This is a genomic window from Burkholderia sp. 22088 (genome assembly GCF_052045915.1).
Classification (GTDB): Bacteria; Pseudomonadota; Gammaproteobacteria; order Burkholderiales; family Burkholderiaceae; genus Burkholderia; species Burkholderia cepacia.
In genome coordinates, this window is sequence record NZ_JBQEPY010000007.1 from 345,959 (window position 1) to 368,830 (window position 22,872).

A 22,872-nucleotide genomic window follows, 5' to 3' on the forward strand; every position below is an offset into this window, starting at 1 on the left:
CATGAACGCCCTGATCAGCATCGCCGACCTGCTCGACCACGGCGCCGCGCGCTGGCCGCATCATCCCGCGTACGCCGACGGCGGCGGCACGATGACCTACGAACAGCTCGCGCGCGCGGTCCGCCGCGCGGCCGCCGCACTCGCGTCGCGCGGCGTGCGGCCCGGCGAGCGCGTCGCCATCTACGCACCGAAACGCATCGAAACCGTGGTCGCGATGCTCGCGGCCAACGCACTCGGCGCGATCTTCGTGCCGGTCAATCCGCAATTGAAGGAAGCGCAGATCGAACACATCGTCGCCGACAGCGGCGCGGCGCTGTTCATGACCGGCGCGCAGCGATTGAAGCGCCTGCCGGCACTCGCCGCGCTCGTCGGCACCCGCACGATGCTGATCGAGGAGCTGGCCGATGCGATCGCCGCGTCCGACGCCGGCGCTCCGGCACCTTTGGCACCTTTGGCCGCCGGCCGCCCGGTGGACGACGATCCCGCCGCGCTGCTCTACACGTCCGGCTCGACCGGCAAGCCCAAAGGCGTGGTCGTGTCGCATCGCAACCTGGTGTCGGGCGCGTTCAGCGTCGCCGCGTACCAGGGGCTGGCCGACGACGACGTCGTGCTCGGCGTGCTGCCGCTCAGCTTCGACGCGGGCCTGAGCCAGCTCACGACCGCGCTGGCGTCCGGCGCGTGTTACGCGCCGCTCGACTTCCTGCAGCCGGCCGACGTGCCGCGCCATTGCGACGCGTTCGGCGTGACGTCGATCACCGGCGTGCCGCCGCTGTGGATGCAGCTCGCGTCGGCCGGCTGGAGCGATACGGCGCGCACGCGAATCCGCCGCTTCGCGAACACCGGCGGCCATCTCGCGACGCCGCTGCTGCACCGCCTGCAGGCACTGTTCACGCACGCCGCGCCGTACCTGATGTACGGACTGACCGAAGCGTTCCGTTCGACGTACCTGCCGCCGGCCGACGCGGCGTTGCGCCCGACGTCGATCGGCAAGGCCGTGCCGAACGCCGAGATCCTCGTGCTGCGTGCGGACGGCAGCGAATGCGCGGCCGACGAGCCCGGCGAACTCGTGCATCGCGGTGCGTTCGTCACGCTCGGCTACTGGAACCGGCCCGAGCTGACCGCGCAGCGCTTTCGCCCGCTGCCGCGCCGGCACGGCGAGATCCCGCGCCCCGACGTCGCGGTGTGGTCCGGCGACATCGTGCGGCGCGACGCCGACGGCTACCTGTACTTCGTCGCGCGCGGCGACGACATGATCAAGACCTCCGGCTACCGCGTCAGCCCGACCGAGGTCGAGGACGTGCTGTTCGCGCTGCCGCACATCCGCGAGGCGGCGGTGTTCGGCGTGCCGCACGCGTCGCTCGGCGAGGCGATCGCCGCGTGTGTCGTGTCGACGCTCGACGCCGACGCGTGCCGCGCCGACATCGCACGCGCGTGCCGCGACGCGTTGCCGACCTACATGAGCCCGCTCGTCGTCGAGCCGCTGCCGGCGTTGCCGCGCAACCCGAACGGCAAGATCGACCGCCCCGCGCTGAAAAACCAGTATCGCGACGCGTTCGCGCACACGAACGAGGAGACCGCCGCATGACCCTGTCGACGCTCGATGAAACCTGCCTCGGCGCGCGCCGCGTCGCCGAGCCCGGCACGCTCGCCCTGTCCGGCGGCGTCGTGGTGCTGCCGCCCGCCGTCGTGTTCAGCGCGATCCAGGCGCAGGAGCGCCATCCCGGTTACCGGCACCTGCTGCTGCCGCAGGCGCGCTTCGCGCGGCCGCGCGGGATGGGTGCGCTGACGCCCGAGGAAGGCACGCGCCTCGCGCCGGGCGGCCGGCCCGCGCTGCGGGTCGCGCCGCCCGGGCGCAGCCTCGCCGATCTCGCCGCCGACGCCGCGCTCGACCTGCGCGACCAGCTCGGCTCCGGGCAACTGGCCCGCACGACCCACGTGATCGTCGCGAGCTGCGCGCTCAACGAAGGCATCGGCGACTCGGTCGTCGGCCGCATGCAGTACGAACTCGGCCTGCAGCGCGTGACGCCGTTCGCGCTCGGCCAGAACGGCACGCTCGGCTGGTATTCGGCGCTGATGCTGCTCGACGGGCTGCTCGACGAAGGCGACCAGGCGCTCGTGATCCTCAGCGACAAGTGGCTCTATCCGTTCTTCCGCCAGTTCGGCGACCTGGTCGGCTACGGCGACGCGGCCGCCGCGCTGCTCGTGTCGCGCGCGGGCCCGGCGCCCGAGCCGGCCGACTGGGGCGGCGTGCGGTCCGTCGCGCTCGAGTTCGGGCCGTCGATCGCCGATCCGTGGGCCGACGCGCCGGGCGCGCTGCGCGACACGCTCGCGCCGCTCGCCGCGCGCGCGATCCGCCGCGCGCTCGACATGGCCGGGCTGCGCGCCGACCAGATCGACTGGTGCGTGCCTCCCGGCTTCGATCCCGGCTTCGCGGCGCGCGTGGCCGACGCCGCGTCGATCCCGGTCGGCGCGCGGATTCAGCACGACGGATCGGGCCACCTGTCGTCGGCCGAATCGGCGGCCGCGCTGATCCGGCTCGCCGGTGCGCTCGACGAAGGCGAGCGCCGCACGGTGCTCGTGTGGGATGCGGCACTGCATGGCGCGGCGGCGGCGGCCGTCGTCGACCTCGCCGGCGGCCTCGATGCCGCACTCGATATCGAAGGAGACGCATGATGAGCGCCTACAAGGTCAGCCTGCGCGAACTGCGCTTCTTTCTGTGGGAACTGTTCGAAGCCGACAAGCAGTTCCTGGCGGAACACGGCCTGTACGGTACCCACGACCGTGCGTCGATCGACGTGCTGCTCGAACGCGCGCGCGACTTCGCGCTCGACCTCGGCCGCAGCTACCAGCAGGCCGACGTCGAGGGCTGCACGCTGCTCGACGACGGCCAGGTGCGCATTCCGTCGCATTTCCACGCGTTGTGGGCGCGGTTTCGCGACGAATGGTCGAACACGCTGTTCGGCACCGCGCACGGGCTGCCGCCGATCGTCACGCAGATGATCTACGAGATGTTCATGGGCGCGAACCCGTCGTTCATGACGTACGGCGGCTTCACGCGCCCCGCGGTCAAGCTGCTGCAGATGCACGGCACGCCGCACCAGAAGGCGCTGATCGCACCGCTCGAGGCGTACCGCTGGGATGCGTGCTTCTGCGCGACCGAGCCGCAGGCCGGCACCGACCTCACCGCGGTCGCGCTGCGCGCGACGCCGCTCGAACGCGACATCTACGCGATCGACGGCGAGAAGGTCTACATCTCGGCCGGCATGCACGAGCTGACCGAGAACACGCTGTATTTCGTGCTCGGCCGCATCGACACCGCGTCGCCCGATTCCTTCTCGCTGTCGTGCCTCGTCGTGCCGCGCTTCTGGCCGGACGAGGAAACCGGCGAGCTGCAGCCGAACCATGTCGACTGCATCGGCCTGCCGCGCAAGATGGGGCTCAAGGGCTGCGCGAACACGCACCTGGTGTTCGGCGCGAACGGCACGACCCGCGGCTGGCTGCTCGGCGGCCGGCGCAATGTCGGCCTGCTCCAGCTGATGCCGCTGATGAACCAGGCGCGGATGAGTACCGGGATGTTCGGCGTCGGCGTCGCGTCGAGCGCGTACCTGCACGCGGTCGAGTATGCGGGCCGCCGGCTGCAGGGCCGGCCGATCGAGCGCGCGTCGAACACGAATGCCGCGCGCGTCGCGATCGTCGAGCACGCGGACGTGCAGCGCATGCTGGTCGACATGAAGAGCCGCGTCGACGGCTGCCGCGGCCTGCTCGGCAAGCTCGCCGCGACCGCCACGCGCGCGGCGATGCTCGAAGCGACTCCCGACGCCGATCCGGCCGAGATCGAGCGCCACCGCAAGCTGCAACTGCTGCTGACGCCGGTCTGCAAGGCGTTCATCTCCGACCAGGCGTGGCGAATCTGCGAAACCGCGATCCAGGTGCACGGCGGGCTCGGCTACACCGACGCGAGCCCCGTCGAGCAGAACGCGCGCGACGTGAAGATCCTGTCGATCTGGGAAGGCACGAACTACATCCAGGCGCAGGACCTCGTGCGCGACAAGCTCGGCTTCGGCCGCCATTCGCGGCTGATCCAGTACTACCGCGACGAACTCGACGTGTTCCTCGCGCGCCAGCATCACACGAGCACGCATGCTGAGCTGCGCCCGCTGTTCGACGCGCTGCGCACGGGCGCCGACCGGATCGCCGCCGCGCTCGACGACATCGCGCGCGACGTGCAGGACGGCCACACGCACCGCAGCAGCCAGTTCTACACGCGTTTTCTCGAGATGTTCGGCGTCGTCACGTCGGCGTGGGTGCTGCTCGAATCGGCGACGATCGCCGCGCGCCGGCTCGACGCGCCGGACACGGCCGACACGCCGGCCGAACTCGCGTTCTATCGCGGCAAGCTGAAAAGCGCGCGCTACTACTTCGCGAACGTGCTGCCCGTGGTCGACCAGCACGCGGCCGTGATCGCCGCGATGGCGCACGCGGCGATCAGCGTCAGCAGCGAAGAACTCGCGCAGGCGGAATGACATGGACACGACACTCGATTCCGGCACGAACGCTTCGACTGGCACGAACGCTTCGGCCACCTCGACCGGCGACGCGCCGCGCAACCTGCTCGGCCGCCCGGCAACGCGCCATCGCGGCACCGACATCGACGGCGCGACGCTCGAGCCCGAAGCGCTGCGCGTGCGCGATCTCGACCTGAACGCGCTGATCGGCGCGACGACGTTCGAAGGCGCGCTCGCGCACCTGTGGTTCGACGTCGCGCCGGACAACGCGGCTCATGGCAAGCACGAGGCGGCGATCCGCACGCGGCTCGCGGCGTTCGCCGGAGCGCTGGCGCCCGGCTCGGCCGCGCAGTCCGTCGCCGCGGATCTCGGCGCGGCGGGTGTCGCGCCGGTGTTCGCGGCCGCGTCCGGCCTGTTGCGCGGCTTCGACGACGTGACGGCACGCATGCACGGCAACGCGCCGGACGACGCCGATCTCGACACGATGCTGCTGTGCGCGGCCGCCGCGCCGTTCCTGCTGCACGCGGCGATCGAAAGCCGTCCGTTTGCCGCCGGCACCGACGGCGGCGCTTCGCTCGATACCGCCGCGACGCAAGCGCAACGCATGCTCGTGCTGACCGGCGCGACGCGCCACGATGCGCAAGCGCAAGCCGCAATGGACATGCTGCTCGTCGCGTGGCACGCCGGCTTCGGCTACATCACGCCGACCGTGCTCGCGCCGCGCGTCGCGATCGGCACCGGCGTCACGCTCACGCAGGCGATCGCGTCCGGTTTCCTCGCGAGCGGCCCGTCGCACGTCGGCGCGGCACTCGAAGCGATGCACTGGCTCGCCGCGCTCGCACGCTCGGTCCCGGGCGGCATCGACGCACCGCCCGCCGCGCTCGACGCCGCCGGCCGCGCGGCGATCGACGCAGCGCTCGACGCGAAACACACGCTGTACGGCTTCGGCCATCCGCTGTTCGTCGCCGATCCGCGGCCGCCGCACATGCGCGGCCTGTTCGCCGCGCACGGCTTCGACGGCGCGTACGTGACGCTGTTCGACGCGTGCTGCGCCCAGGCCGACGCCCGTCGCGCGTTGCGGCCGAACATCGATTTCCTGACGGCCGCGACGCTGCTCGAACTCGGTGTCGCCGCGCCGTCGTGGGGCGTCGGTGTCGGGCTCGGCGCGCGCATCGCGGCGATGGCCGCGCATGCGGTCGAGCGCCGGCGCCGCCCGGCTTTCGGCGTCAACAGCGCGACTGCGCGACGGCTGCTGGCCGCCGTGCCGGTCGGCTGGCTGTGAACCTTCATCCATCGGCACCATTCAGCAAAAGGAACGTCATGCTGCTCAAGAACCTGCGCCCGGCGAACGACTACGATCGCTTCGCCACCGAAACGCTCGAACCGTGGGACCTGCTGTTCATCAGCCGCATCCGCCAGCTCGCGCGCGGGATGACGCCCGGCGTGATCGTCGACATCGGCACGGCCACCGGCGTCGTGCCGGTGCGGCTCGCCACCGACCCGGCGATGCGCGGCTGGCGCTACGTCGGCATCGACCTCGATCCGGCCATGCTCGACGAAGGCCGCCCGCGCATCCGCGAACTCGATCTCGACGACACGATCGAGATGCGCGTCGGCGACGCGCTCGCGCTGCCGTTCGACGACGGCACGCTGACGATGGCCGTCGGCCGCGCGACGCTGCACCACCTGCCCGACAAGGCGCTCAGCCTGACCGAGATGTATCGCGTGCTGGAGCCGGGCGGCATCGCGCTCGTGCACGACATGCGCCGCGACGCGCCGCAGCACCTGCTCGACCGCTTCACCGAGATGCGCGCCGCCGCCGACTATCCGCCGACCCACGTCGAGGAAAAGATCACGCTCGACGAAGCGCGTGCGCTCGTCGCCGAAGCCGGCCTCGCGGACGTCGCGTCGATCTACAGCCCGAGCGCCGGGCTCGGCGCGCTCGGCTTCGAGATCCTGCTGAAGAAACCGGCGCTGGCCTGAGCGATGACCGACCTCGCCTTTCTCGCCGCGCACGCCGCCGTGCGGCTCGGCGCCGACGACGTGCACTGCGCGGCGGTCGCGCCCGGCGCGACGCTGCCGCTGTGCGTGACGCCGCGCAGCGCCGAGCTCGCGACCTCGCCGGAGATGTTCGTCGCGTGGTACCGCTCGCGGCTCGACACGATCGACACGCTGCTCGACGCGTGCGGCGCGCTGCTGTGGCGCGGTTTCGCGGTGCCCGACACCGCCGCGTTCGGCCGCCTCGGCGCGCTGTATCCGGCGCACGCGAACGGTTACACGGCGGGTGCCGCACCGCGCAAGCAGATCGACGGCCAGGTGTACGAATCGACCAGCATGCCGCCGCCGTTCAAGATCGGGCTGCACCAGGAGATGGCCTACATGCCCGCGTTCCCGCGCCTCGTCGCGTTCTATTGCCGGCGGCCGGCCGATGCGGGCGGCGAAACGCCGATCTGCGACATGCGGCGCGTGACGGCGCGCGTGCCGGCCGCGCTGCGCGAACGGTTCGCCGCGCGCGGCGTGATGTACCTGCGCAACTTCGCGGCGCCCGGCGATCGCGCGGACGGCCTCGCCGCCAACCCGAACCTGCCGTTCGCCGAATACCACCGGCCGTGGCACGACGCGTTCGGCACGCGCGACCGCGACGAGGTCGAGCGGCTGTGCGCGGAACGCGGCGTCGGCTGCCGCTGGCTCGACGACGGCAGCGTGACCGTGTCGCACGTCGGCAGCGCGCTGCGCGCGCATCCGCGCACCGGCGAAACCGTCTGGTTCAACCAGGCGAGCGCGCAGCATCCGAACCCGCGCTCGATGGGCGAGCTCAGCTACCGCTACCTGCAGCGCATGTACGGCGCGCGCGCCGCGTTCCCGTACGAGATCCGCTACGGCGACGGCTCGCCGATGCCGTTCGACGATCTCGTCGCGATCTACGACGCGTTCGACGAAGAGGAGCTCGCATTCCCGTGGCAGGCCGGCGACGTGCTCGTCGTCGACAACATGCTGGTCGCGCACGGCCGCAACCCGTACCGGGGCGCGCGCGACACGCAGGTCATGCTGTTCGACTGACAGGAAGCCGACGATGAGCGATTCGTTCCTCGCCTCCGTGCGCGCGCTGTTCGGCCCGCACACCGCGTTCGACCGGCCGCTGCGCACGGCCTCGCAGCCGCCGCCCGATGCGCACGCGCCGGATGCGGCGCTCGGCGCGCGCGCGATCGACGTCGCGGCCGGAGATTTCCGTTTCTCCGCGCGCCACGTGCGGTTCCGGCTCGGCGCGGTCACGGCGATCGTCGGGCCGAACGGTTCCGGCAAGACCACGCTGCTCGAAACGCTGCTCGGCTTCCGGCGCGGCGGCACCGACGTGCGCGTGCTCGACGTGCCGGCCGCGCGCTTCATGCGCGACACGCCGTCGCTGCGGCGGCTCGGCGCGCAGCTGCAGAAGGTCGAGTATCCCGACCATCTCCGCGTGTCGGAGATCGTCGCGCTGCACCGCGCGATGTACGTGCACGCGGACGCCGCGGTCACGGAGGCGCTCGGCATCGCCGAATTGCTCGACAAGCCGTGCCGCGCGCTGTCGAAGGGGCAGCGCCAGCGCGTGGATCTCTACGTGGCGCTCGCGCACCGCCCCGAACTGGCCGTGCTCGACGAACCGTTCACCGGCCTCGACCGTCGTTATGCGGGCGTCGTGATCGACCTGCTGCGCCACCGCGCGCGCGGCACGAGCATCGCGATGATCTGCCACGCCGAGGAAGAGCTTGCCGTCGTCGACGATCTCGTCTGGGTGCGCGACGGCGGCGTGCGCTACCAGGGCGACAAGGACGCGCTGCGCGCCGAGCTCGTCGGCGAAGCGCGCGCGGTCCTGCATTGCCGCGACGAAGCCGACGCACGCGCGCTGCGCAAGCGGCTCGCGGCGCTGCCGGGCGTGACCGGCGTGCGCGTGTCGGCCGCGCACGTCGTCGAGGTGTTCGGCGATGCGACGCTGCATCCGAACGTGCACCGCATCGTCGGCGAACAGGGCATCCAGCATCTCGCGCTCGCGCCGAGCACGCCGGGCGACCTGCTGCGCCTCTGTACCGAGGGCCCCGTCCATGACTAAGGTGTTCCTGATTCTCGTGCGCAACGAGCTGCTCGGTTATCTGCGCAGCCGCTCGTCGCTGTTCTGGACGCTCGTGTTCCCGGTGTTCCTGCTGAGCGTGATGTTGTTCGCGTTCGGCGGATCGGGGTCGCTCGGCACCGCCGACATCGCGTTCGACGTGCCCGGCGGCGCGACGCCGTACAGCCGCGCATGCGAAGCGCAGATCGTCGCCAGCCTCACGCACAGCGACACGGTGAAGGCGACCTTCGGCGGGCGCGGCGCGGCGGCCGATCGCGTGACCGTCGTGCTCGGCGCCGACGAGCGCACGCCGGCGACGATCCGCTACGACTTCAACGGCTCGCTCGCGGTCAAGGCCGCGTCGCGCGTCGTCGAGATCGCGCTCGCCCGCTGCGCCGCGCAGCGGCTCGGGCTGCCGGCCGCGCAGGCGCGCTTCGAGAACGCGGCACCGGCGCGTCGCCCGTTCGACTATGGCGCGTTCTTCGCGACCGGCATTCTCGTGATGGCGTTCATGGCGATCGGCCTGAACTCGACGACCACCGCGATCGCGTCGCTGCGCGAACGCAATACCTTCAAGCTGTACGTGTGCTTCCCGGTCTCGCGCGGCGTGTTCCTCGCCGCGCTGATCGTCGCGCGGATGGTGATGATGGCGCTGTCGGCGCTCGTGCTGCTGACGGTCGCACGCGTCGCGTTCGGCATCGCGCTGCCGATCGCGACGCCGGACGGGCTGCGCGCGTTGCCGATCGTGCTGCTCGGCGCGGCGATGGTGCTCAGCATCGGCGTGCTGCTCGCGAGCCGCACGCGGTCGCTCGCGGCCGCCGAACTCGCGTGCAACGTCACCTACTACCCGCTGCTGTTCTTCAGCGACCTGACGATCCCGATGCACGACGCACCGGCCTGGCTCAAGGCGGTACTCGCATTCCTGCCGACCAACCAGTTCGCCGTCGCGCTGCGCGGCGCGCTGGTCGACGGCGCCCCGTACGCGCAGCTCGCGCCGCAACTGCTCGGCATGACCGCGAGCACGGCGCTGTTCCTGTTCGCCGCCGCGCGGCTGTTCCGCTGGCACGACGCATGACGCATGACGCGTCGCCCATTGTTTCGACGAAGGAGAATCCCCCGATGAAATCGAGCAATCCCATCACCGACTACCTGCTGCACGCGAGCAACTTCCTGCCGGCGATCGCGTTCCTGTTCTACGGCCGGCTCGGGCCCGGACAGCCGGACGTGCGCTGGACGCACGCGTTCCTGATCGGCGGCGTGCTCGCGTTCGTGCACGGCGCATGGCTGATCCGCCGCGCGGACCGCAACAGCATCGCGATCGGCGTCGACCTGTTCCTCGTGATCGGCGCGGTGCTGGCGCTCGTGTCGCCGACAGGTAGCCGTTTGTGGGGGGAAGAACTCGGGCCGGCCGCGATGCTCGTCTGCGTGCTGGTCGTCGGCATCGTGCATACCGCGTGGTCGGACGGCGGGTTCGTCGACGGCACCTTCGTCGACCATGCGCGCGCCCGTTCGCTGTCGATCGTGCTGCTCGCCGTCACCGTCGTCGCGCTCGCGGTGTCGATCGCGATGCGCCACAGCCCGCTGTGGGGCGGCGTCGTGCCGCTGATCGCGCTGGTCGTCGTGCGCGGCCGCCTGCGCAAGCAGCTCGTGCGGGCCGGCTGACGATGAGCGCGCTGCCCGACCGTGCCGCCCAACGGCACGCGCTCGCCGCGACGCTCGGCGACGGCTGGCTCGACGGTGCGTCGGCCGAATCGTGCGAGCCGTACGCGACGGACGTGACGCTGCACAGCGGCGTCGCGCTCGGAGTCGCGCGGCCGGCGTCGACCGCCGACACGAGCGCGCTCGCGCGGGTCGCCGTCGCGCACCGCGTCGCGCTCGTCGCGCAGGGGGCGCGCACCGGGCTTGTCGGCGCCGCCCTGCCCGATCGCAGCGGCACGCAATGCGTGGTGTCGTTCGACCGGATGCGCGCCGTTCGCGCGTTCGACGCGGCGAATCGCAGCATCACGGTCGAGGCCGGCGCGCGGCTGTCCGACATCAACCGCGTGGCGGCCGACGCCGGCCTCTGCCTGCCGGTCGACCTCGGCAGCGATCCGGCGGCCGGCGGCCTCGTCGGCGCCAACGCGGGCGGCAGCCGCCTGATCAAGTACGGCGACGTGCGCCGCAACGTACTCGGCGTCGAAGTCGTGCTCGCCGACGCGGCGGGCACCGTGATCGACGCGCTCGCGCCGCTGCGCAAGCGCAACGCGGGTTTCGACGTCACGCAATGCTTCATCGGCGCGAACGGCGCCCACGGGCTCGTGACGGCCGTGTCGTTCGCGCTCGCGCCGCTCGAACGGTCGTCGTGTGCCGCGTTCGTCGCGTTTGCGTCGTACGACGCGGCGCTCGCCGGCCTGCTCGCGTTCGAGCGTGCGTTCGGCGAGATGCTGTCGGCGTTCGAATTCATGTCGGCCGCGGCCGTCGGTTGCGTCGCCGCCGCGTTTCCGGCGCTGCGCATTCCGTTTGAAACCGACGCCGCCGCATGCTACGCGCTCGTCGAGATCGCGACCGGCATGCCGGGGCTCGACGGGCTGCTCGAGGAACGCACGATCGCGACGCTCGACACGCTGGCGGGCGAACGCGTGGTACTCGACGCGGCCTGCGCGCCGGCCGAACGGTTCTGGCGGATCCGCGATGCACTGCCGGTCGCGGTTGCGCAGCACGGCATTCCGCTGTCGTTCGACGTGTCGTTTCCGCGCGGCGCGCTGGCCGCATTCGTCGCCGATGCCGAGCAATGGATCGCGGCGGCGCATCCGTCGCTGCGCTGTCACGCATTCGGTCATTTCGGCGACGGCGGCTGCCATCTCGTCGTGTCGATCCCCCACGCCGACGCGGAGCGCTACGGGCCGCTGCAGCAGGTGGCGCTGCGCGGCGCGCTGTACGAGCGCGTCGTGCGGGCCGGCGGCTGCTTCAGCGCGGAGCATGGCGTCGGGCCGGTCAACGTCGCGTATTACCGCAGGCACGTGCCGGCCGCGCAACGGGAACTCGCCGCCGCCATCCAGCACGCCGTCGATCCGTTGGGGTTGATCGGGCGTGTGCGCTATTGATGCGCCGTTTCGCGGCGCCAGGGAGAAATCGCATGATGCTTCGACACCCGCCCGGCCCGGGTACGGCTTCCGAACCGGATACCGACCCGCCGCTCTCCGGCATTCCGGCCACGCTGCCCGACTCGGGGGCCGTGATCAACGTGCGGGGGGTGGCCTACGTGATCCAGCTGCCGCCGCGCGATCATGCGCGCCCGGCGCTGTGGCGCGAGCTGGCGGATCGGCGCGACGAACGGTCGGCCGATGGAAACGGAGAACCGGAGGCGCGGCAGGATTGAGCGGGCATATGCGTTCCGGTGAATTGAAAGCGCACCGCGCAAACGAACGCGGCGCCGGACACCCTCGGTCGTCCGGCGCCGCGTCAGGCAACGCATACGGTCAGAACACCGCGTGTCCGCTGATCAGGCTGGGCAGCCAGGTCGAGAAGAACGGCATGTAAGTGACGATGTTGATCGCACTGAAGATCGCGAGGTAATACGGCCACGCCATCTTCGTCGTCTCCCCGATCGACACGTTGCCGATCGCGCAGCCGACGAACTGCACCGAGCCGATCGGCGGATGCACGAGGCCGAGCGAGCAGTTCAGCAGCAGCATGATCCCGAACTGCACCGGCCCGACACCGCACGCCATCGCAATCGGCAGGAACAGCGGCGTCGTGATCAGGATGTGCGCGGCCATGTCGACGAACGTGCCGAGGAACACCTGGATGATGTTGATGTACAGCAGCATCAGCCACGGCGCGGCGGTCGACTGCTTCAGCAGCCCCTCGATCGCATCCGGAATCTCCAGATACGACATCTGGAAGCGCAGCATGTTCGACACCGCGATCAGCAGCAGCACGACCCCCGTCGTGCGCGCCGCATGCGACAGCGCGCGGCGCAGCTTCTCGGCCGTCAGCGTGCGGTACACGACCGCGGTCAGCACGAGCGAGTACACGACGGCGATCGCGGCGGCTTCGGTCGCGGTCGCGATCCCCTTCGCGACGCACACGAGGATGATCGCGATCACCATCAGCCCGGGCACCGCGCCGACGAAGCTGCGCAGCACCGCATACCAGCCGGGAAACGCGGGCAGCGCGGACGAACCGTCTTCGCGGCGCGGGTAGCCGTGGCGCACCGCCTGCCAGTACGCGGCGGCGAGCACGAAGCCCATCACCCACAACACCGGCAGCAGCCCGGAAAACAGCAGGTCGCCGATCGACACGCCGCTCACCGGCTGGCCGTGCAGCATCCCGGTGATGCCCTGCGCGGCGAACGCGTAGATGATCATGTTGGTCGACGTCGGCATCAGCGCGCCGGCGAGCGACGCATGCGTCGTCACGTTGACCGCGTACGCGGCGCTGTAGCCTTCGCGCTTCATCAGCGGAATCACCACGCCGCCCATCGCCGACGTATCGGCGGTCGGCGAGCCCGACACGCCGCCGAACAGCGTGCAGGCGACGACGTTCGCCATCCCGAGGCCGCCGCGGAAATGGCCGACGGTCGCCTGCGCGAAGCGCAGGATCCGGTCCGCGATGCCGCCGTGCAGCATCAGTTCGCCGGAGAAGATGAAGAACGGCACGGCGAGGAACGAGAACGCATTCATCCCCGAGATCATCGCCTGCATCGCGGTCGCGATCGGCAGGCCTTCGACCATATAGGTCAGCACGCAGGCGATGCCGAGCGCGAACGACACGGGCACGCCGAGCACGAGGAAAATCAGAAAACTGACGGACAGGATCGCAAGTTCCATGGCGTTATTGCCCCGGCGAAGAACGACGAAGCGCGAGCAGGTGCTCGAGCGAGAAGAGGATGATGGCGATCGCGGCCGGCATCGCGATCAGGTAGCGCACGCCTTCGGGCAGCCCGATGATCGGAATGCGGTCGCCCATCGTCTCGGCGGCCATGCTGCCGCAGCCGGCCATGATCATGATCGCGAATGCGATCAGGCTCACGTGCTGGATCGCGATCACCACCGTGCGCGACCTGGGCGGCAGCCGGCGCACGAGCGAATCGAGGCCGATGTGACCACCGTCGCGCACCTTCATCGCCGCGCCGAACATCGCGATCACGATCACGAGCAGCAGCGCGATCGGCTCCACGAAATCCGGCGCGTTCTCGAACACGTAGCGCATCACGACCGCGTAGAACACCAGCACCGTCAGCACCGCGAGGCACGCCGACGCGATCACCGCCAGCACGCGAAACAGCACGTCGTTCACGCAGCGCAGGAGCGGCGCGACATGCGGCCGCGCCGGCCCCGCGCCGTCCGGGGCGGCCGCCCCGCCGGCGGTTGCGGCGCCGTTCAGGGAAGTGCGACGCGTCACTTGGTGGCCTCGATCTCGTCGACGATCTGCTTCATCTGCGGCGTCTTCTCGTACTTCGTCCACAGCGGCTGCATCGCCTTCACGAACGCCGCGCGATCGATCTGCGCGGCCGGCAGGACCTTCGCGCCGCCCTTCGTCACCGCCTGCTGCGCGGACGCCTCGCGCGCGGTCCACAGCTTCTGGTAGTACGGCACCGAATCGGCCGCGGCCTTCCTGATCGCCGCCTGCTCCTGCGGCGACAGCGTGTCCCAGACCTTCTTCGAGAACACCAGCACTTCCGGCGTCATCGCGTGCTGCGTCTCCGAGTAGTCGGGCGCCACTTCGTAGTGCTTGGTTTCCTCGTACGACGGCATATTGTTTTCGGCCGCGTCGACGAGGCCCGTCTTCAGCCCCGTGTACACCTCGGCGAACGGCATCGGCGTCGGCGTGCCGCCCATCGCCTTGATCTCGTCGACCATCAGGTCAGACGGTTGCACACGCACCTTCAGCCCCTTCATGTCGGCCGGCGAGCGCACCGGGCGCTTCGCGTAGATCGAGCGCGCGCCGCTCTCGTAGAACGTCAGCGCGATCATCCCCTTCGCGGTGAACGCGTCCAGGATCTTCTGGCCGGCCGGGCCGTACATCGCCTTGCGGAAATGATCGACGTCGCGGAACAGGAACGGGAACGACGGGATCAGCGATTCCGGCACGATCTCGTTGAACGACGCACCGTTCACGCGCGCCATGTCGATCGCGCCGATCCGCACCTGGTCGACCGTGTCCTTCTCCGAGCCGAGCGCGCTGTTGCCGAACACCTTGATCGAATCCTTGCCGCCCGTCTGCCTCGACAGTTCGTCGCCCATGAACTTCACGGCCATGTTGGTCGGGAAGTTGTCGCCATGCACGTCCGCCGAGCGGAACACGCGCGCCTGCGCGGACATCGCGAAGCCGGCCAGCAGCGCAACGGCCAGGGCGGTACGGGAGCGGGTGAATCGGTGCTTCATCGTCAGTCTCCTTGATGGTTGTACTCGTTGTCGCGCGGCGATCGGCCGGCATGCGCACGCTTCGACGCCGTGCTCGCCGACCGCAGAGTCATACGTCGTATGACGTGTTGACGCGAATGTACGTCGGTTAATCGTTTAACTCACTTGGTGCATACCCGTAGAACCGCAGCCACGATGGGTTTGCAGCGAATTTCGGGGAATCGTATTCTCTGTTTAGGCGACGCTATGCGAAACGTTTTCCGGAAGCGGGTTCGCATTTGCGCCGAGCGGCTGGTTGATTGCCTCGACCGACAGGGGAAATCGATCGATCGCTTCGCTTTCTATTGTCGTAGGATGACTGATCTCGATGCGTGTACGTCGGCGCAATGTCATGCGCACGCGCCGCCGGCGGCGCGATTCAGGAAGGAAAGAACGAGGGGGAAAACGTGCAACGACAGGCGCGCTCGCCTGCCGTTGCCGTCATGTCTGCATGACCAGCGACGTCAGTTGCGCCGCGCGCGCCACGGCCGTCTTCGCGTAGATCGACTTGATCTGCGTGCGGATCGTGCCGATCGACACGCCGCGCAGCCCCGCGCATTCCTGCGGCGACAGCCCGTCGCAGCACAGCAGCACGGCGAGATCGGCCTCGGCCGACGACAGCCCGTAGAACACGCGCAGCCGCTGCGCGCGGGCCGACGGCGAACGCAGGTCGGCGGCCGTCATCAGCGTCGCGACGCCCGGCCGCTCGCGCATCAGGCGCGACTGCTCGGGCACCGGCATCAAGGCCAGCGGCAGCGGTTCGCCCGTCGCGCGCCGCAACAACAGCCCGCCGCGCGCGTACGCGTGCCGCCAATGCACATCGTCGACGCAGCCTTCCGGCGCGAAACGCCCGTTCACCACCCGCAACGCCGGCTCCGCCGCGATCAGCTGATCGGCCGCGCGATTCGTATAGCGCAATTCGCGCTGCGCGCCGAGCAAAAACACCGGCACCGGAATCGCATCGAGCGCCGATTCGGCCGCGGCCACACGCGCCTCGAGCTCGCCGATCCGCGCCTGGATCTGCAGCGCGCGGCTGATGTGCATTCCCATGTTTTCGATCGCGCGGCGCTGATCGTCGGACAGCCCCTGCGATTCGAGGCCGCCCTGGACGCTGAGGAATGCGCCCGAACCCTCGCTGCGATGGATGTACAGGCCCGAGATGCTGCCGATCCCGTAAGGGTGAAGGAACTCCTGATAGAACTCGCTGTGCGCGCGCTGGTGCGCGGACAGGTGCTTGACGTCCTCGAACCAGCGGCCCGCCGGCCAGTTGCCGGCGACCGGCACGACCGGGTCGTACCGATAGAACTCGGTGTTGTACGTGTGATAACACGCGGCGACCCATGACGCGTCGTCACCCGCCGCCTTCTCGATCGCCGGCACCCGCGCCGCGTCGTCGAACGACAGCAGCGTGACCATGCGCACGCCGACCCACGATCGCAGCCCGTCCAGCACTGTTTCCCAGCGTTGATCGCCCAGTGCCGCGGCATAGACGTCATCGATCCATGCCGATGGAATCAACCCGTTCATTTGCATCTGGCTACCCCGCGCCGTGCGTTTTTGTCGAGCGTCTTCTGCGCATCTTAGTCAATTGACGCCAACGTTTGAATCACTCGTTCGCATTTGGTCGAAATACGACGTTTGTTACCGTTTATCGTCAGACGTAATGGGCGTTTTCCGGCGTTTCGGCTCAATCGAATCCGGCGCACGCAGGGTGGCGCGCTTTTCTTCCGGAGCGCGGTATGCCATGATGCGGCGCATGACGATTCGAATCACCACGCTCTCGCTGCACCATCACCACGGACGCCCCCTGTTGCGCCGTGGTTCGTTTCGCATCTAGCAATTGCATCGGGTGAATGCCCGATCAAGACGACAACCAAGGCGCCTGCGGCGCCTTTTTTGTTTTTTGCCGCCTTAAAAACCTGCTGAGCCGATTAATCGATACCGTACGGAGTGTTTTCAATGCAACAGCCCTGGAAAGAAATCGCCTTGTCGGATTTGCCGCTGCGCGAGGACCTCAGGTTGCAGCACGCGTACGGGGCGCCGCAGCTCGACGTGCCGGTCTGCCTGAACGTCAACGAGAATCCCTATCCGCCGTCGCCCGCGCTCGTCGAGCGCATCGCGACCGCGGTGGCCGACGCCGCGCGCGCGGCGAACCGCTATCCCGATCGCGACTTTGCCGGGCTGCGCTCGCATCTGGCGGCCTATCTGACGCACGACACCGGCGTGACGGTCGACGCAGCGGGCATCTGGGCCGCCAACGGCTCGAATGAGGTGATCCAGCAGATCCTGCAGGCATTCGGCGGCCCGGGGCGATCGGCGCTGGCCTTTACGCCCGCGTATCCCATGTATGACGAATACTGCCGCACGACTTTCACGCGCCTCCATACGTTGCCGCGCACCGGGGATTTCGCGCTGGACGTGGATCAGGCGCTCGACGGTATCCGCACGCACCAGCCGGGCGTGGTGCTGCTGACGTCGCCGAACAACCCGACCGGAACCGCGCTGCCGGTCGGCGATATTCGCGCCATCCTCGACGTCGCGCCGGGCGTGGTCGTCGTCGACGAAGCCTATGCGGAGTTCCGGCGTCGCGGCGTACCCAGCGCGGTGACGCTGCTACCGGATCATCCGCGGCTCATCGTGACCCGCACGTTGAGCAAGGCATTCAAGTTCGCGGGCGGCCGCGTCGGGTATTGCGCGTGCGCGCCCGCGATCGTGCAGGCGCTGAAGCTGGTTCGATTGCCCTACCACCTGTCCGCCTTCACCCAGGCGGCGGCCTGCGCGGCGCTGGTCGCGCGCGACGAGATGCTGTCGCAAGTCGAGACGATCAAGGCCGAACGCGATTCGACCGTCGGCTGGCTGCGCGGCCTGGGCCTCACGGTGGCCGATTCCGATGCGAACTTCGTGATGTTCGGCGAGTTTGCCGACCGGCACCGGATCTGGAGCGGCCTGCTGCGCCACGGCGTCCTGATTCGCGAATCGGGCCCGCCGGCGTATCTGCGCGTGTCCATCGGCACCGCTGCGGAGATGGCCGCATTCCGTGCGGCCCTGCTTGACGTGATGGCGGCCGGATAAGCGACCGGCCATCCGGTCGACGACGCGACGAAACACGTGCCGGCGCCGCATCCGACGATGTACTTACTTCATCGCCGCGAAGCGCATTTCCATCTCGTCGATCTTCGCGAGCACCGCTTCGCTGAGCTTTCTGATGTGGCGCGGCACATCGGGCGCCGACAGCAGCTCCTCGATTCGCCCGCGCCAGTAGCTCGGATGCCGCACACGTACCGCGCCCGACATCGACACATCGTCAGCGTTCTGTTCGCTGTCCAGGAGAGCCACCATTCTCTGGATGTGAGAGAGCTCTCGTTCCACATAGTCTCGTGCCAGCATATTGATTGAAATTCCCCGAAATACGACAGCAGGCCTTCCGTCATCAACGCGCCATCGTGCTGCGATGAAAGCGACTCACCGCACACATCGAACGCCATCGTAAGCAGAAGCTGTGTCAGTAGACTGCGTGGGCATGTGTTGATTTCGACTCGGAATGGCGGGCCTGCCCGCTTGTTCTGATGCCATCCGTCCCCGATGCCCTGTGGTCAATCGTAGGCTTACTGTCGGGCAATGGCATCTCCCAAAGTGGGGATGCCGTCCGATATTGGCGGGGGAATTTCCGGAAATCGTGGGGAGTCGGGGGCGCACATGCGGCGGCCGGCCGGGGATGAATTCTCGATGGGCCGGCTACTTGAATGGCGTGCAGCCGGCGCACTGCCGCCGGGCAGGCAAGGGGAGGATTTGCAGCGCGCATGAGCATGGCCCGGGGTTCGTGTTCACGACGATTGCAGACGGGAACGTGTGACGTCCGTCGTATGCCGTGCGCGTCGACAACGTTTGCGCCTGCTTGATGCGCCAGCGTGCGAGATTATTTAGACATGGGGCGCGCGACGGCGCAGCCCACTTGCCCGGCTCGCCGCGCGCATTCACATCGCCGGTATCGAACGCCGCCCGACGCTTCGTCAAATCCTTTTGATCGAGCAACCTGTCGAAGTCCTTCGGCGGGTGTTTTTTTGGTATTGCAAGCGCTTGTCGGTAGTGACTCGCGTATCGCGCGCGAATATCCGGATGTTTCGCGAAACGACCTACCCGCGAGATACAGCCCATCGGAATCAGATACCGGCATTGCCCTGCTTCAACCCGAAAATGAAATCCGCTTCCACCGATGCGCCTTTGGGCAATTGCAGCACGCCGACCGATGTCCGCGTATGAACACCGGCGTCGCCAAGCACCGCATACAACACATCGGATGCGCCGTCGGCAACTTCGCTTTGCATCGTGAAGCCGGGTGCACTTCGCACATACACGGTCATGCGCGGCACCGTCGCTATTACGTCAAGCGTGCCGCAGCGCGTTCTGATCAGCGAGAGCGCACGGAGTGCCGATACACCGGCAGCCCGGCGACCTTCATCGAGCGAAATGGATTCCCCCACTATGCCAACGAAATGCACCACTTCGCCGATCCGCGGAATCTGGCCTGCAATATAGGCCGTATTCCCGTCGACCAGAACGGGTGTGTACTTTCCGCCAATCCTGATTTCCTCGTCCGGATTGAAGCCGAATTCGGCGGCAATCTGAATCAGCTTCTCGTCTCTGTTCATCAGTGAATTCCCCGATACTTCATAAAAATGTAAAGAGTAGTTAAATCCCGATTGCTTGTCTTGAAGAAGAAAACCCGTGCGATCGGTCAACTTGACATGCTGGTGCCGTTAAAGATGCCCGGGTAATCCTCTACGTCTTCGTCAATACGACACACTTCTCAGGTGTTCGAAGCAGTCCTGCATCGCCATATTGACGACAAAACACGTAGTCGACGAATTTTCCTCAAAATTTTCCGTTGAAACCGCTATCATGTGAGTACTCAAACCTGAAGAGCGATACATGGCAACGTACAAGGAACTGAAAGCCCAAATGGAAGCTTTGGCCGAGAAAGCCGAAGCTGCACGTGCCGCGGAATTCCAGGCGATCGTCGACGACATCCGCACCAAGGTTGCGGAATTCGGCATTACCGAGAAGGACATTTTCGGTAACCGTCGCGGCCGTCCGGCCAAGCAAGCGGCCGCCCCCGTGCAGGCAAAGTATCGCGACCCGAAGACCGGGGCAACCTGGTCGGGCCGCGGTCGCGCACCCGCATGGATCAAGGACGCGAAGAATCGCAATCGATTCCTGATCCAGGAATAAGATTCTCGACGCGTACCGGCGCGCGGTTTTGCGCGCCGTCCTGCTATTTGGGCATCGATACCGGCGGTATTCAACGACCGCGCCGGGTTGATGAGGCTTTGTCTCCTTCGGCGCGCGGCGGCATGCTGCGCGCCGGATCGTATTCGGCCCCGCCCTCGCAATATTTCCTGATTCAACGTTCGTAATAGATCGCAAGCCAGACGGTTTGCGTTTCTTCGTGCGTCCACGCTACGCGATGGCGGCAATGCGGCTCGATCAGCACATAATCGCCGGGATGCATTTCATGGCGCGTCGGGCCTTCTTCGAATTCGAGCACCGCCGCCCCCGACAACAGCACGACCCATTCGGCGCGTGCGTCGTCATACCAAAAACCGTCCGGGCTCGTGTGGCCCATCGATACGATTCGCTCGACGTTCAGACGCTGGCCCGTGACAAGGAGGTCGATTTTTTCGTCCTCCTCGCGCCGGCCATCGGCGATGAACAGGTTGCCGGTTTGAAGTTGCATGGGTTGGCCTCGTCGGCGGTATTGGATGGGCGCCAGGGTTGACGGTGGCGGGTAATGTTCACTGTAGCCCAATGGATGCGATTGGAACCGGCTCGTTTCGCTGGAAGAAGACGATGGTGGTGCCTATTTCCCTGATCGGCCGACAAGAGACGATCATCGTCCTTTTCTCAATGACCGCTGTTGGGAGACATCGCGTCGAGCAGACGGCGGGTTTGGTTTGCGATCGTGTCGGAATCCTTGACCTCGCCAACCGCCGATGTGTTTTTACCGCTACACGAAAGCTCGTTACGCCCTGGAAACGTTGCGCACTGGACATCCGAAGGTCGCTACGCTACAGAATCCGAGTGCCCCGTTCGAGTTCCTTTCCCTGACCGTCAAAACGAAAGAGGAGCGAAGCAGACAGCGAAAATTGATACTGCTTCCGAGTCGGCTGCACGCTTCGCCGCATCTTTCGATGCCGGCAATACGCTCGGCTGGTTCATCGCTGGATCGCGTCCGTCGGCTTGGACGATACCTCGGCATCGAGGTTGACGATGCGCTTGAGATGGTGGAACAAACAGAGGTCTAACCCAACGGCCGGCGAGCGATCGTTTGCCGGCCGCAAGCGGCCATTGGCTCATCCAAAGCAAACGGCCGCTTCCCGTCGGGATGCGGCCGTTCCTGGCGGCAACTGTCACGTTACGCAAATCGTTGGGTTTAGCCAGTCGTTCAAGTCATTGGGTCGATCACGCGAGTCAGGTTTTGATAGATGCGGTCATTGGCACGCTGATCGTCGACACTGAACTTGCCGTGCTATTCATCGGATGCGGGAGATCCGTCGGATTGCAGTCGTCTGCCCGGAAAGGCGCACGAGAATCGAAGCCCGCCAGTGCTACGTATGGTCACGTACCGTAAGCAAAAGCCACCGCGCGTTAATCCGTCGCCGGAATCCACGATGCCGTCGCCGCTTCGCTTGCGCGGAACGCGGGAAACTTCGCGCCGAGCTCCGCGATCGTGTGGATGTCGTTCTTCACGAGATCATCGCGCGTGATCAGCGTCGGCTTGACCACGATCCGCCGGCCCGGATCTTGCCCCGCGACGAGCAAAGCGGCGGCCCGCACCGACACCGCGCCGACGACCGCGGGATTCGTCGCGGCCGTCGCGACCCATGCGCTGCCGGGCGCACGAATCGCCTCGATATCGGCGGTCGAAATGTCGGCGCTATAGATGCGCAACTTCGACGCCAGCTTCGCCTCGTCGGCCGCGAGCTTCGCACCGCGCGCGAATTCGTCGTAAGGCGCGAACACCACGCGGATGTCGGGATGCGCGCGATAGGCGGCCGCGGCCTGGTTCGCGACCGATTGCGCGATCGGATTGTCGACGGTGCCCCAGCGCGCCTGCTCGCGCACCTTCGGATGCGCGCGCTTGAAGTCCCGCCACGCGGCGTCGCGCCGGTCGAGCGGCGCGAATCCGGCAACGTACACGTAGCCGGCCGAGAACGCATCGCCGTTGTCCTTCACCGCCTGGTCGAGCAGCAAGTTCGCGAGGTCGCGATCGCTCTGCTCGATCTGCGGCACCTTCGGGTTACCGAGGTCGACATCGAACGCGACGACCTTGATGCCCTTGTCCAGCGCGCGCTGCACGACGTCCTTCAGCGATTCGGGGAGCCCGTGGTTGACGATGATCGCCGACACGCCCACGCTGATCGCCTGCTGGATCTGCTCGCGCTGCTCGGTTGCGTCCTGGCGGCCCTCATAGATACGCAGGTCGATACCGAGCGCCTTCGCCTGCTTCTGCGCGCCGGCCTCGTATGCCTGGAAGAAATCGCCGGTCGACAGGTAGTTGACGAGCGCGACCTTCACTCCGCCCTTGTCGAACGGCGCGGGTGCGTCTTTGAGCGGGCCGGCATGCGAGGCGGGCACGGTCAACGCGGCAACGGACAGGAGCGCGAGCGCGCGGATCATCCGGACGGGGCGCAACGGACGGCGAAACGGGAATCGCATGCGGGTCTTCCTTGGCTGGTGTCGGTATCCGGAAAATCTATCAGCGCGGCGAACCGCTTCAAACCGAGCGATTCGGCAATCGATATTCCTTCGGATGGCAAATCGTTGAAGCCGACCGCGTCGCGCCTGGAACAAGCATTCGAGCGCGCGCGTGATATGCGTAGCAGGAATCGATGGTTAG

General features: G+C 67.7%; 21 protein-coding genes and 1 pseudogene. 14 read left to right on the plus strand and 8 right to left on the minus strand.

Annotated elements, in window-relative coordinates:
• Position 1: 1 nt before the first annotated feature.
• The 11 genes from ACTJLD_RS16320 to ACTJLD_RS16370 are packed head-to-tail and all read left to right on the plus strand — an operon-like array spanning position 2 to position 11,947.
• Entirely contained in the window at positions 2-1,585 is a 1,584-nt protein-coding gene (locus tag ACTJLD_RS16320) for an acyl-CoA ligase (AMP-forming), exosortase A system-associated (RefSeq protein ID WP_440659285.1), read from the plus strand.
• Complete coding sequence (locus ACTJLD_RS16325) at positions 1,582-2,673, plus strand: hypothetical protein (protein WP_049097861.1); 1,092 nt, start codon at positions 1,582-1,584, stop codon at positions 2,671-2,673. The genes ACTJLD_RS16320 and ACTJLD_RS16325 overlap by 4 nt, the downstream gene beginning before the upstream one ends.
• Positions 2,673-4,523 (plus strand): acyl-CoA dehydrogenase, encoded by a 1,851-nt coding sequence (locus ACTJLD_RS16330; protein WP_440659286.1) that lies wholly within the window; start codon positions 2,673-2,675, stop codon positions 4,521-4,523. Before ACTJLD_RS16325 ends, ACTJLD_RS16330 begins: the two co-directional genes overlap by 1 nt.
• 1 nt (position 4,524) lies before the next feature.
• Positions 4,525-5,787: a citrate/2-methylcitrate synthase gene (locus ACTJLD_RS16335; RefSeq protein WP_440659287.1), complete on the plus strand. Its 1,263-nt coding sequence runs from the start codon at positions 4,525-4,527 to the stop codon at positions 5,785-5,787.
• Between the two features lie 38 nt (positions 5,788-5,825).
• Entirely contained in the window at positions 5,826-6,488 is a 663-nt protein-coding gene (locus tag ACTJLD_RS16340; protein ID WP_440659288.1) for a class I SAM-dependent methyltransferase, read from the plus strand.
• Between the two features lie 3 nt (positions 6,489-6,491).
• Complete coding sequence (locus ACTJLD_RS16345) at positions 6,492-7,565, plus strand: TauD/TfdA family dioxygenase (RefSeq protein WP_440659289.1); 1,074 nt, start codon at positions 6,492-6,494, stop codon at positions 7,563-7,565.
• 13 nt (positions 7,566-7,578) lie between these two features.
• Positions 7,579-8,592, plus strand: coding sequence for an ATP-binding cassette domain-containing protein (locus ACTJLD_RS16350; protein WP_440659290.1), 1,014 nt, complete (start codon positions 7,579-7,581; stop codon positions 8,590-8,592).
• Entirely contained in the window at positions 8,585-9,664 is a 1,080-nt protein-coding gene (locus tag ACTJLD_RS16355; RefSeq protein WP_027792024.1) for an ABC transporter permease, read from the plus strand. Before ACTJLD_RS16350 ends, ACTJLD_RS16355 begins: the two co-directional genes overlap by 8 nt.
• Positions 9,665-9,708: 44 nt before the next feature.
• On the plus strand, positions 9,709-10,251 hold the full coding sequence (locus tag ACTJLD_RS16360) for a permease (RefSeq protein WP_322072671.1): 543 nt from the start codon (positions 9,709-9,711) through the stop codon (positions 10,249-10,251).
• Positions 10,252-10,253: 2 nt separating this feature from the next.
• On the plus strand, positions 10,254-11,672 hold the full coding sequence (locus ACTJLD_RS16365) for an FAD-binding oxidoreductase (RefSeq protein WP_440659291.1): 1,419 nt from the start codon (positions 10,254-10,256) through the stop codon (positions 11,670-11,672).
• 32 nt (positions 11,673-11,704) lie between these two features.
• Complete coding sequence (locus ACTJLD_RS16370) at positions 11,705-11,947, plus strand: hypothetical protein (RefSeq protein ID WP_440659292.1); 243 nt, start codon at positions 11,705-11,707, stop codon at positions 11,945-11,947.
• A gap of 100 nt (positions 11,948-12,047) precedes the next feature.
• On the opposite strand, the gene ACTJLD_RS16375 is transcribed toward ACTJLD_RS16370, so the two are convergent.
• The 4 genes from ACTJLD_RS16375 to ACTJLD_RS16390 form a co-directional block, all read right to left on the minus strand.
• Positions 12,048-13,400: a TRAP transporter large permease gene (locus ACTJLD_RS16375; protein WP_027792027.1), complete on the minus strand. Its 1,353-nt coding sequence runs from the start codon at positions 13,398-13,400 to the stop codon at positions 12,048-12,050.
• Positions 13,401-13,404: 4 nt separating this feature from the next.
• Complete coding sequence (locus ACTJLD_RS16380) at positions 13,405-13,974, minus strand: TRAP transporter small permease (RefSeq protein WP_119338409.1); 570 nt, start codon at positions 13,972-13,974, stop codon at positions 13,405-13,407.
• Positions 13,971-14,957 (minus strand): TRAP transporter substrate-binding protein, encoded by a 987-nt coding sequence (locus ACTJLD_RS16385; protein WP_440659293.1) that lies wholly within the window; start codon positions 14,955-14,957, stop codon positions 13,971-13,973. Before ACTJLD_RS16385 ends, ACTJLD_RS16380 begins: the two co-directional genes overlap by 4 nt.
• Before the next feature lie 459 nt (positions 14,958-15,416).
• Positions 15,417-16,502 (minus strand): helix-turn-helix transcriptional regulator, encoded by a 1,086-nt coding sequence (locus ACTJLD_RS16390; RefSeq protein WP_244115839.1) that lies wholly within the window; start codon positions 16,500-16,502, stop codon positions 15,417-15,419.
• A 432-nt stretch (positions 16,503-16,934) separates the two neighbouring features.
• Here ACTJLD_RS16390 and ACTJLD_RS16395 point away from each other — a divergent pair, with 432 nt between their 5' ends.
• Entirely contained in the window at positions 16,935-18,047 is a 1,113-nt protein-coding gene (locus tag ACTJLD_RS16395; protein ID WP_060349617.1) for a histidinol-phosphate transaminase, read from the plus strand.
• Positions 18,048-18,110: 63 nt separating this feature from the next.
• On the opposite strand, the gene ACTJLD_RS16400 is transcribed toward ACTJLD_RS16395, so the two are convergent.
• Both ACTJLD_RS16400 and ACTJLD_RS16405 read right to left on the minus strand, forming a co-directional pair.
• A complete protein-coding gene (locus ACTJLD_RS16400) occupies positions 18,111-18,362 on the minus strand; it encodes a hypothetical protein (protein WP_027792032.1) in 252 nt (83 codons plus the stop codon).
• 773 nt (positions 18,363-19,135) lie between these two features.
• Positions 19,136-19,624, minus strand: a complete 489-nt coding sequence (locus ACTJLD_RS16405; RefSeq protein ID WP_060170263.1) for a RidA family protein — start codon at positions 19,622-19,624, stop codon at positions 19,136-19,138.
• A 280-nt stretch (positions 19,625-19,904) separates the two neighbouring features.
• Here ACTJLD_RS16405 and ACTJLD_RS16410 point away from each other — a divergent pair, with 280 nt between their 5' ends.
• Entirely contained in the window at positions 19,905-20,204 is a 300-nt protein-coding gene (locus tag ACTJLD_RS16410) for an H-NS histone family protein (RefSeq protein WP_021160271.1), read from the plus strand.
• A gap of 172 nt (positions 20,205-20,376) precedes the next feature.
• On the opposite strand, the gene ACTJLD_RS16415 is transcribed toward ACTJLD_RS16410, so the two are convergent.
• A complete protein-coding gene (locus ACTJLD_RS16415) occupies positions 20,377-20,709 on the minus strand; it encodes a cupin domain-containing protein (protein WP_059697042.1) in 333 nt (110 codons plus the stop codon).
• Positions 20,710-21,124: 415 nt separating this feature from the next.
• Here ACTJLD_RS16415 and ACTJLD_RS16420 point away from each other — a divergent pair.
• Positions 21,125-21,248 (plus strand): annotated as a pseudogene (locus ACTJLD_RS16420) (integrase); the annotation flags it as partial.
• Between the two features lie 372 nt (positions 21,249-21,620).
• Here ACTJLD_RS16420 and ACTJLD_RS16425 read toward each other — a convergent pair.
• Positions 21,621-22,691, minus strand: coding sequence for a substrate-binding domain-containing protein (locus ACTJLD_RS16425; RefSeq protein WP_440659294.1), 1,071 nt, complete (start codon positions 22,689-22,691; stop codon positions 21,621-21,623).
• Positions 22,692-22,872 lie beyond the last annotated feature (181 nt).